The following is a 10,966-nucleotide window of genomic DNA, read 5'->3' as shown; positions in this document are numbered from 1 at the left end:
GTCTGGGGGCGGCAGCCACGGATCTGTCGTCTTGCTCCCCTGCCAAAGTTGAAGCGCAATAGGGAAAAGCAACCCGCATGCCATGCCAAAACTCCACAAACGTTGGGAGCTAATGCCATGAAAATCGGGAATAATTGGAAGGGTAGAGCGCGGCGAGCGATGCGCGGCGCTTGAGGTCAAATGTAGCCTCGCAGGCTACAAATGTTGCTCGGCGCCGGGGTGCATTCAGCGCACCTTCAGTGCGCGTAACGATGTAACGGTGCGTAGACCTCGCCTTTGCTCAAGCTGAGCCGTTGGTTTTCCGCCGATTCATCTCGCGACTGCACGCCTTCCAAACCATGGCATACGGTTTGCAGCCTCCCCTTTTTATCGGCATCTGGGGAGCCTTCCAAAGCACGTTGGAAGCTTGGTCATCGGTCGTCAGTGGAGCCCTGAGCGGGCGACTCTGGCGATTGACTGAGTGCGCGCGTCCATAGCGCTTCTCCAGAACGACGACATCGAGGCCGGCTCGTCCGGCACGAAAGACGAAGATAAGAAATCTGGAGGAAAAGGCGATGACACGAAGGCTGCGACCTGCGCTGTTGGGCGCATTGGTTATCCCCGCATTGGGAGCTGCGGCATACGCAGATCCGCAAGGCAACTGGCGGGAATACAACGGCGACAAGACAGCGTCGAAGTACAGTCCGGCGCCGACTGTGACCAAGGATAGCGTGAAGGGGATGAAGGTCGCATGGCGCTGGCCGATGCCCGACAATGAACTAGCCGCAAGCAACCCGGACCTGCGCACGTGGGTCAACGAAGGCACGCCGCTTGCTATCGATGGCATCCTCTACTCGTCCTCGCCGATGAATTTTGTGTCTGCGATCGACGGTGCGACGGGCAAAACATTGTGGACCTATGATCCGCGCACTTATGACGATGGCAGCCCGCCGAACCTCGGCTTCCTCAGCCGCGGTCTGACGTATTGGGAAGATGGCGACGACAAGCGAATTATTGTCGGCACCGGCAATGCCTACCTGATCGCATTGGATGCCAAGACCGGAAAGCCCATCGAAAGCTGGGGCGACAAGAGCCGCATTGACCTCACGAAGGGCCTCAGAAGGCCAGTGTTGCGTGAGCATATGATGGTCGCCTCGCCGGCAATCGTTTGCGGTGGCGTGGTTGTCCCTAGTGTCCTCATTCTCGATTCATTTGCGATCGGGCGACCGCCGCTGCAATCGCATGCGCCCGGCGACGTCCGCGGGTTCGACGTAAAGACTGGAGAGGAAAAATGGGTCTTCCACGCTCCTCCGCAGGAAGGCGAGCCTGGTAACGAGACCTGGGAGGGAGACTCCTGGAAAACGGCCGGCAGCATGAACATGTGGGCGCGCCCCGGTTGCGACGAGGAGGCGGGGATAGTCTATCTGCCGCTTTCCACGCCGGCCAACGACTTCTTCGGCGGTCATCGCAAAGGCAACGGTCTGTTCGGCGAGTCGCTCGTGGCTCTCGACGTCAAAACCGGAAAGATCGCCTGGTACTATCAGATCGCCCATCATGGCTTGTGGGACTACGATCTGCCCACGGCACCGAATCTGATGAACCTCAAGGTCGACGGCAAGGACATCAAAGCCGCTGTGCAGGTGACAAAGCAGGGCTTTGTATTCGCCTTCGACCGGCTCACCGGCGAGCCGATCTGGCCCATCGAGGAAAAGCCTGTCCCGCAGTCGACCGTGCCGGGAGAGCAATCCTCGCCGACGCAGCCGTTCCCGAGCAAGCCGCTACCCTACATCCAGCAGGGTGCGACCGAGGATGATCTCATCGACTTCACGCCGGAGCTGCGGGAGGAGGCAAAGAAGATCCTCAATCGTTATCACTACGGTCCGCTCTACACGCCTCCGACAACCGAGAAGGCGGGCACGCTGCTCGTTCCAGGTCTTCTCGGTGGCGCAAGCTGGGTCGGCGCTCCGCACAACCCGAAAACGAACGTGCTCTACGTGCACTCGTACATGCTGCCGTTCGCAACCAAGCTGAAGAAGGAGATCGGATCGGCTTACGACTACACGGGAACCTGGGCGGGCGTCGGCGGCCCCAAGGGACTGCCGCTGTTCAAGCCGCCGTTCTCGACGGTCACTGCGATCGACATGAACACTGGCGAGCACCTCTGGCGCATTCCGGCAGGACGCGGCCCGGTCGACAACCCGGAGATCAAGCATCTCAACCTCGATCGCTTGGGCGTGCCGCGCATGAGCCACCTCGTGCTGACCGAGAACATCTTGTTCCTGGCGCCGGATGGCACGTACAGCGTCACTGGGTTGTCTAACCGCGGCACCGCCATCGTAGCGCAAGCGACAAAGGATGAGCCCGAGCCCATGCTCTACGCTCATGATGCGAAGTCGGGAGAGCTGGTCAGCGAGCTCAAGCTGCCCGGAGCAGCATTCGGCGCTCTGATGACCTACAAGGCCGACGGCAAGCAGTATGTCGTCGTGCCCACTGGCGGCGCAGGAGTGCCCGCAGAGCTCATCGCCGTACAGGTCGACTGACACCGACAACAACAAGCGCGGCGGATGGCATTTGCCATCCGCCGTCTTTCGTCAACTGAAGGGTCCCCTTCAGCGGCTCAACAACGTCTTGGATCAGTCAATGAACGCCACGACCATCAAGATTGCATCCGCGCTCTGCTTTCTTTTTATGGCTGTAACCGTCATGGCAGGAGGTTTCCCTCCGCCCATCGAAGATCCTTTCTCCCAACCATCCTCGGAAACGGAGGGGACGACCAGCGACGACACCACGACAGGCAAAAGTCCCCCTGAAGAGAAATCCAATAATCTGGCAGAGCAGGAGGAGAGCAGCGACATTCCGATCAATCTCAACGACGCGGCCCGTATCGAGGCGGGCAAAGAGCGCTTTCATTCGACCTGTGCCGACTTCTGTCACGGTCACGAGCCGGCGTTGTTCATCGGTCGCCCCGTGGAGCCGCATCACGCCTTTGAAACCATTCGTGACGGCGGAAAGGGCGCGACCCCAATGCCACCTTGGGGCGATGTATTCAGCGAAGAGGAGATCTGGGAGCTGGTCGCCTATCTCAATCATCTCGGCAAGGCGCCTGGCCAATAGCATGTTTGCTCTGTTGGCCTTCGTCCTGCTCAGCGCCGAAAGCCAGGAACGAAGCCCAAACCGTCTCTCTTGTCCGCCTCCGCCAACGCTATCGTCATCAACGCCATCGTTATCGGAATCGGCGCCGCAGAAGCCGCTTCACCCAGCGCCACCCCCGTTGCAAGGTGAGCGTTCTACTTTATTTAAACGAATTGAATGTTCTAGACGTGACACGACGAACTAAATATAACTGCAAACAACTATATTATTGAAGTTACAATATGATTTGAAATCATCTGAGGCAACCGCGAGCCGCCACCTGCGCGAGGTGGTGGCTTCGTCCCAAAAGTCGACAGTCTCCCCACCACCGTAATGCGTAGGCACGGCTTGCAAGTCCATGTCAGCAAGAGCGGGCAGCGGGAGCGTTACTGGCCAGCGCCGCCCTCGCCGACGACTACGAAAGGCGCCCAGACAGAGGGATGCACGGCCCAGAGGCGGTCGGTGTCGCCTAGAAGCGCCAGCATGGAGATGCGTAGTGCGTCCGAGCGACCAACAGACGAGTCGCGCTTCATCTCGGCGAATGCCCGGGTGGTCAGCATGGTCGCCGCATATGAGTTGACCGGCCAGTGCGACACGAGCAGCGCGCGGGCTCCCGCATAGAAAAACGCCTTGGCGAGCCCCGACAACGCTTCGGCGCCGGGCGCAGCGGCGCTCGCGGTGTTGCACGCACTCATCACCACCCAGTCAGCATCCAGCTTCAGCCCCGCGACCTCTGAGGCCGTAAGCAGCCCGTCGTCCTCTTCGCTCGCGATCTCGGGAGGGGACAACACCAATGCCGGTTCGGCGTGGATCTTGGCAAGCTCCTCTGTCTGCCCGGCCAGCAGCCCGTGGGTCGCAAAGTGAATGACGCGGTAGCGGTCGAGTTGCATGCTCTTCACCGTGCGCTCGTTCATGTCCCTGCCGAGCACGATGCTGGTGTCCGGCGCGCCGAGGCTTCTCGCGACGCACAACAGCTCGTGGGCAGTATCGGGAAGCGGGCATAAACTCGCCTTGAGAGTCGCCACGTCGGCGCGACCGCCGCGAAAATAGCTCGCGACTTCGTTGACCGACCCGGACGACCGAGCCGTCGCGCTGGCGTCAGTGGCGGCGACGTTAGTCCTGTCCCCGGGGCAGGTGTCGGGGACGTAGGCTTCGCCGCAGTCCCTTGTGAGCACCGGATTGCCGAAGCCGACGAATGGCTCGGGCGCCGTCGAGACATTGGTGTTGCGGCGAAGCGCGGCAAGGCTCGCTACCGACGGCAGCACGGTCAGCGCATGATCGCGGATCAGCCAGGGCGCGGTCGATAAGTCGTCGACGACCGGAGGCGCGGTCACCAGTACTTGAAACGGCAAGCTGGTCAGCGGTCCCGAGGGAACCAAGAGCAGATGCTTGCCTTTGATCAAGTCGGCACTTTGGCCAAGGAGCGCCGTCCAAAGCTCGTGTGCGGTTGCGAGATCGAAGGGCGGCAATTCGCTGTGCCTGAGGCCATTGGGCCGGAGCGCGGTGCACGCCGCTTTCTTACCGAGGAAGCGGTCCTTCTCCTTTGACCAAGTCCATTCGCCGTCACGATCCAGCCCACAGCGGAGTCGGGCAACGCGCTCCGTAAGTGCCTTGGTGCCGAGATCTGAACGGACCCAGCGTGCATCGGTTCTGGTAACGACCCAGATGAAGGTCTCCTCGGCAGAGGGTTTGAATTCCGGCATGTCGACAAACAGGACAAGCGCCTCGTTGATCCCAAGCAGGGTCTGAGTCTGCCGGAGGGTGAGCGGACGCGGGCTCATCATAGCCGCATAATCCGGGAATTCCTTTTGCAGCCGCTCATCGATGGCTTTGAGGCGAACTTCAATGACATTGAGCCATGCCGCATTCGCAGCATCTTTGCTGCGGTTCTCCAGCGCCTCGGTAGCAACGGCGCCGCTTGCCGCGTCTCTCCGTTGCCAGTCTTCCACGAGATCCTGACGTTCGCGGACGATGGTCGCCAGCGAGGGGTTTCCGCCCGCCGCGCGGGCCGCCATTTGTGCAAGCGATTGGGCAGCCTCGGAAGTTTGTGCCCATTGTGTGGTTTCAAATATTTCGGCTGCTAGTTTCGGCCCAGAGTTGGATTTGTAAAGGTGATAGGCCGACTTGATGAGCCCCCAAAATCGCTTCTGTAGCCGTTCTGGCTCGCTCCTCTTCTTGCCAGTAGGGCTCAGACCAAAGGAGCTCGTACCGCCGTCGGCGCGGCGGGTCGTTATGCTGGTGCTGCGGCGCCAGTAGTCGACCGCCTGTTTCCAATTTTGACGAGCGAAGTACATCGCGCCAAGGTCACTCAGAGCGGTTGCGATGCCGGGATGGTCGGGGCCGTATGCCTTCTCGAAGATCGAGATCGCACGCTTGTAGAGCGACTCGGCGTCGGCGGGCCTGCCGGATTCGCGATACAGGTCGGCCAAGTTACTGAGCGCGGTTGCGACGTCGGGGTGCTCGGAACCGAAGGTCTTCTCGCGGATTGCAAGCGATCGCTTGTGGAGCGGTTCGGCGTCGGTGTAGAGACCTTCCTCGCGATAGAGCATGGCCAGATTGTTGAGCGCGCTAGCGACATCGGGATGGTCGGCACCGTATGCGCGCTCAAAAATCGCAAGCGCGCGTTGATAGAGGGGCGCCGCGTCGCTGTAACGGCCAGTCTCTCGATACAACTCCGCGAGGTTGTTCAAGATATGGGCCGTGTGAGGATGGTCGGCGCCAAGCCCTTTCTCATGGATCGCCAGAGCGCGTTTTATGAGCGGCTCGGCGTCGGCATAGCGGCCTTCTGCCCGGTACAAAGTACCCAAGCTGTTTAGCGCGAAGGCGACAGAGGGATGGTCTGGGCCAAGCCTCTCGTTGGTAGCAAGCGCATTTCTGTAGAACGGCTCGGCATCGGCGTAGCGACCTTGGTTGAGGTACAGCGTGGCCAAATTGTTAAGCGCGGCGGGGTCATCCGGCTCTTTGGCAAGCCGTCGATTGCAGAGCGCCTCGGCATCAGCGTAGCGACCCTGAGTGATGTAGAGGCGCGCCAGGTTATTGAGCGCGAAAGTCTCTTCAGGGTTTTTTCCAAGCAAGCCCACAAAGAGCTTCTCAGCCTCGGCGTAGCGACCCTCGACACGGTAGAGCTCCGCCAAGTTGTTGACGGTGGCATCATCCTCAGGGGTGATCGCGAGCGAGCGCTTAAAGAGCTGTTCGGCATCAGCGTGACGACCTTGATTGAGGTAAAGCGTTGCCAAGTGACTGAGCGCGGCGGCAAGAGCGGTGTGGTTGGCGTCGTAAAACGTTTCGGTCAGCGCTAACACTTGCTCCATAACCGGAACAGCCTCGAAATATCTTCCTTCCTCATATAATTTCTCAGCTTGCGCGTTGAGGACGCCGAGTTCATCCGAGGGTTTTTGGCTTCCCCGAATTCTTGCCGAAGCAGAATCCCTCATCGCTAGATCGGGATCGTTCGGATCGCGATGAGCCGAGGACTGGACGGACAGAGTATCGGGATCTTTGCGCCCGCGGCGCAAGTCATCCAAACTTCCGGAGATTGCCCCAAAAAGCGGGGAGCGCTTTCCAAACGACTTCTGAACTATCGCGAGCGCGCGAACGTAAAGCTGCTCTGCCTCATCAAATCGTCCAAGTGCGGTATACACCGATGCGAGGTTGGTCAGTTGGCGGGCCACGTCGGGAAAATTGGGCCCTAGCAGCTTCTCAGTTATGGCCAAAGCCCTCTGCGCTGGACCTTCTGCATCAGCAAATCGGCCCTTCGCCTTGTAGACCAGCACCACGTTGCTCAGTGCCGTCGCGACTTCCAAATGCTCGGGCCCAAATTTACTTTCGGCCAGCGCGACGGCTCGCTCTGCGAGCGGAACAGCCTCATCGAACTCGTTGCTCTTGTAGAGTTCGAGAACACGTCGCGTAAGGCCGTCGACTGTGTCAAGACCGCCTGCGAACGGACCCAAAGTGGGCAACGCAGTCAGAAGCGACGCGATCGCCAAAATCAGCGCGAACCGACGCAATGAGAGACACATCCCTCAAGGCTCCCCGCGGGTTCATTGCTGATTGAAAATCGACGATTCGCCAAAAGAGTTACGATTGCCGTCCACGATGTCTTGCGCCAGCTTGTTAAAAGTCTCGCTCTGATCCTCGGTATCCACGAGATCGGCAGCCGCAATGCTTCGCGGCCCCGAAATCGTTTCAATAGCGCCAGAAGGCTTCATCACCGTGATCGACTGACCCGCAGGTATGTTGAATATCATAGGCTGACCGTCGGTGTTGGGGTCGATCGTCGTGTAAAGTTGCTGGCCCTCAATCTCGGGAACATTCGACTCCAGCACGATCACTTCCTGCGCTTGAGCAGAGTGGTACGAGCCTTGAAGAGCTACAACCGCAGCAGAGACGATGGCAAGCAGGCAGAAGTAGGCCATTGACCGCATTACAATCCTCCATCGAAATAAATTCAAAAATACGCGCAGCCAGCTGTTAATATTAACACGTCCGAATCCCAAAAGGTAGCTGTGAGAGCACCAGGCCTCTGCTTGTCAGAACCGTGTCATTTTTCTGGAGCGCCACAGCACGGGATCCGAGGACCGCCCTTAAAGCGTGCCCTTGTTCCAGGGTTCGCGGCGGGCCAACTTCAGGTCTTCATATTCGTGATCATTGTCAATGGTCCGCCTCCTTTTCAAGAGACAGACCCGCCACAAGGCGACATTTGCAAAGCCATCTTCGCAATCGCAATTCTGGCGCGGAAATAACGGAAAGGCGCTCTCCCCACCCAAACATGTGGTGAGCAAGGGGCTTGCTTCAAGACCCGGATCATCCGGTAGAACCGCTTGACCAAAGCCCGAAGCTAGGGGGTTCCTGGATGCGTGTGTTTTTATCGACGAGCGGGCTGTGCGCGGCCGATCTGGCTGCCGCGGAGACGGCCGGAGTATTGCGATGACCGACCATGCGGTGGTGATCTCCGGAGGAGGCCCGACCGGGTTGATGCTGGCGGGCGAACTGGCGCTGGCGGGCGTCGACGTTGCCACTGTTGAGCGGCGCGTGAACCAGGAGCTGGCGAGTTCCCGCGCCCGTGGGTTGCATCCCCGAACAATCGAAATGCTCGACCAGCGCGGCATCGCCGAACGCTTCGTCTCACAGGGCCAGAAGCACCAGGTTGCACTGTTCCCCGGGGCCGTCCTCGACTCCAGCGACCTTCCGACACGGCACAACTATTGGCTCGGGCTGCGGCAGCAGCAGTTTGAGAATACTCTGGCCGACTGGGTCGGCGAGTTGCCGGTGACGTTCTATCGCGGCCGCGAGGTGACCGGCTTCGCGCAGGACGGCACAGGGGTGGACGTAACGCTTTCGGACGGCGCGTCGCTCCGGGCGAGCTACCTCGTCGGGTGCGACGGGGGGCGCAGCCTGATCCGCAAGGCGGCCGGCATCGACTTCCCTGGGTGGGATCCGGATATCAGCTACCTGATCTTTGAAGCGGAGATGGCCGAGGAGCCGGTTTGGGGGATCCTCAACGGCGAGAAGGGCATCTATGCCCTGGGCAAACTGGAGGACGGCAAGCGCGTCGGCGGCGTGGTGACGGAGCAGCGGCTCGAGCAAGGAGACAATCCAGCACTTGAGGAGCTTCGCGCGGCGCTCGTCGCCGCCTACGGGACGGACTATGGCGTCCGCAACGTCACGTGGCTCTCCAGGTTCACCGACGCGGCGCGACAGGCTGCGACCTACCGGGAAGGGCGAGTCCTGTTGGCCGGCGATGCGGCGCATATTCATTCCCCGGCCGGTGGGCAGGGACTCAACATAGGGATCCAGGATGCGGTGAACCTCGGGTGGAAGCTGGCGCAGGTAGTCGGGTGCACCTCGCCGGAAAGCCTCCTCGATACCTACCAGACCGAGCGGCACCCGGCCGCTGCGCGGGTACTCCAGCACACCATGGCGATCACCGCGCTCAACCGCGGCGACGACCGGACGAACGCCCTGCGCAAGATGATGTCCGGGGTGATGAAGATGGACGAGCCGCACAGGTGGTACACGGCGACGATGTCGGGCCTCGACATCCGCTACGATCTCGGTGAGGGGCATCCGCTGCTTGGGCATCGAATGCCCGATCTCGACTTGATCACCGCCAACGGTCCGCTGCGGGTCTTCACCTTGCTGTACGATGCCCGGCCGGTGCTGCTCAACCTCGGTGAACCCGCCAGCCTCGACATCACGCCGTGGGCCGATCGCGTCAAGCTGATCGACGCAGGATGTGATGATACATGGGTGCTTCCTGTCCTTGGTGAGGTCACCGCGCCCACCGTCGTGTTGATCCGACCCGACGGATATGTGGCTTGGGTAGGCGAGCAGACGGAGCCAGGGCTCTCCGACGCGCTGAGCACCTGGTTCGGACCGCCTAGGGCGATGTAGTGCGCACCCTATCACTGATCTCAACAGCCCGGACGCCGTTTCAGGTCCGCAACGGGTCACAAGCTCGCGTCGGACCGGCCCACGCCAACGACTGCTGAAGTCACGAGACCGGACGTGGGTCTGCCAAGTGTTCGACTGCGGACCTTCTGCAACCGCAGCGCGACTGTGGCTCAGGGTCACGAGCGGCCATTTGGCGTCTCTGCCCAAGATGACAGGAACCGGCCAACCGCAAACGATCTCACGGCCTGCATTTCGTTGGCGTGCAAGGGGAAACAGGAAGCAGGTGGAAAAACCATTGAAGGGCTTAGCGCAGCATTAATTGCGCTAGATCAATTACCTCAGCGGCGCGGTGACTACGTTGACGCTGTGCCGTCCACCTCTCGTTCCTTCAGAAGGATGCGGCCGCTAGGACACCAATGCCTCAGCAGAGGACGGCCGAATGCCAACACCTTTGCGTCACTTCATCGATACCCAGGATTTCACGCGGGAAGAGCTGCTTCGCATTATCGAGCTGATCCGCCTGCTCAAGGAAGCGGACAAGGCGCGAGCCTGCCCGCGGCTGCTCTCCGGCGCCTCGCTCGGCATGATCTTCGAGGAGCCATCGACGCGCACGCGCGTGTCGTTCGAGGTGGCGATGACCAAGCTCGGCGGTCACGCCCTCTATTTGCGGCCCGGGGAAATCCACCTGGGCCAGCGCGAGAACGTCCGCGATACCGCGCGTGTCATCAGCCGCATGGTCGACGTCATCGAGGCGCGCACGCTGAAGCACCAGACCGTGCTGGATCTGGCGGTCAACGCCACCGTTCCCGTGCTCAACGGGCTGACGGACTACAACCATCCCACCCAGGTCGTGTGCGACGTGTTCACGATGATCGAGCACAGGATTTCGGGCAAGCCTCTCTCCGAGGTGCGCGTCACCTTCATTGGTGATGCCACGAATGTCTGCTCCTCGCTGATGATGATCTGCACGCAGATGGGGATGCATTTCACCCATGCCGCGCCACCGCAGTACCAGGCGCCAAAGGCATGGCAAGCTATCGCGGAGGCCAATGCCGCGCAATCCGGCGGATCGCTCACGGTCACCGATGACGTCGACGCGGCTGTGAGTGACGCGGATTTCATCTACACCGACCTCTGGTGGTGGATCGGCCAGGAGGCCGAGATCCCGGACCGCCAGCGCGCTTTCATGCCGACCTATCAGGTCAACGAGGCGTTGCTCACACGCGCGCCGGCCCATGCCAAGTTCATGCACTGCCTGCCGGCCTCGCGCGGCGTCGAGGTGACGGACGCCGTCATGGATGGGCCGCGCTCGATCATCTACGACCAGTCGGAGAACCGGCTGCACACGGAGAAGGGGCTGCTCGTCCACTTCGTCTATCCCCGCCTCTATCATCCCTCGCACGAGCTCGTCGACCACCACCGAGGCCGCGTCGAGGCGTTCCTCAATTCCTGAACAGAAGGA

Annotated in this window: 6 protein-coding genes; 4 read left to right on the top strand and 2 right to left on the bottom strand. The window is 60.7% G+C overall.

Annotation, left to right across the window (positions count from 1 at the left end; all coding sequences use genetic code 11):
- Positions 1 to 554: 554 nt before the first annotated feature.
- Entirely contained in the window at positions 555 to 2,519 is a 1,965-nt protein-coding gene (locus IT540_RS08730) for a PQQ-binding-like beta-propeller repeat protein (protein WP_291175915.1), read from the top strand.
- A gap of 100 nt (positions 2,520 to 2,619) precedes the next feature.
- A complete protein-coding gene (locus IT540_RS08725; RefSeq protein WP_291175912.1) occupies positions 2,620 to 3,093 on the top strand; it encodes a cytochrome c in 474 nt (157 codons plus the stop codon).
- Positions 3,094 to 3,497: 404 nt separating this feature from the next.
- Here the strand turns inward: IT540_RS08725 and IT540_RS08720 are convergent, their stop codons facing one another.
- Positions 3,498 to 7,130, bottom strand: a complete 3,633-nt coding sequence (locus IT540_RS08720; RefSeq protein WP_291175909.1) for a CHAT domain-containing protein — start codon at positions 7,128 to 7,130, stop codon at positions 3,498 to 3,500.
- Between the two features lie 21 nt (positions 7,131 to 7,151).
- Complete coding sequence (locus IT540_RS08715; protein WP_291175906.1) at positions 7,152 to 7,526, bottom strand: hypothetical protein; 375 nt, start codon at positions 7,524 to 7,526, stop codon at positions 7,152 to 7,154.
- A gap of 511 nt (positions 7,527 to 8,037) precedes the next feature.
- Between IT540_RS08715 and IT540_RS08710 the strand changes: the two genes are divergently transcribed.
- On the top strand, positions 8,038 to 9,504 hold the full coding sequence (locus IT540_RS08710) for an FAD-dependent monooxygenase (RefSeq protein WP_291175903.1): 1,467 nt from the start codon (positions 8,038 to 8,040) through the stop codon (positions 9,502 to 9,504).
- A gap of 439 nt (positions 9,505 to 9,943) precedes the next feature.
- Complete coding sequence (gene ptcA / locus IT540_RS08705; RefSeq protein ID WP_291175900.1) at positions 9,944 to 10,957, top strand: putrescine carbamoyltransferase; 1,014 nt, start codon at positions 9,944 to 9,946, stop codon at positions 10,955 to 10,957.
- Positions 10,958 to 10,966 lie beyond the last annotated feature (9 nt).

Origin of the sequence: Hyphomicrobium sp., from assembly GCF_020852195.1 — a bacterium.
Lineage (GTDB): Bacteria > Pseudomonadota > Alphaproteobacteria > Rhizobiales > Hyphomicrobiaceae > Hyphomicrobium_C.
The sequence above is the reverse complement of the archived record's forward strand: the minus strand, read 5'-3'. Positions and strand labels throughout refer to the sequence as shown.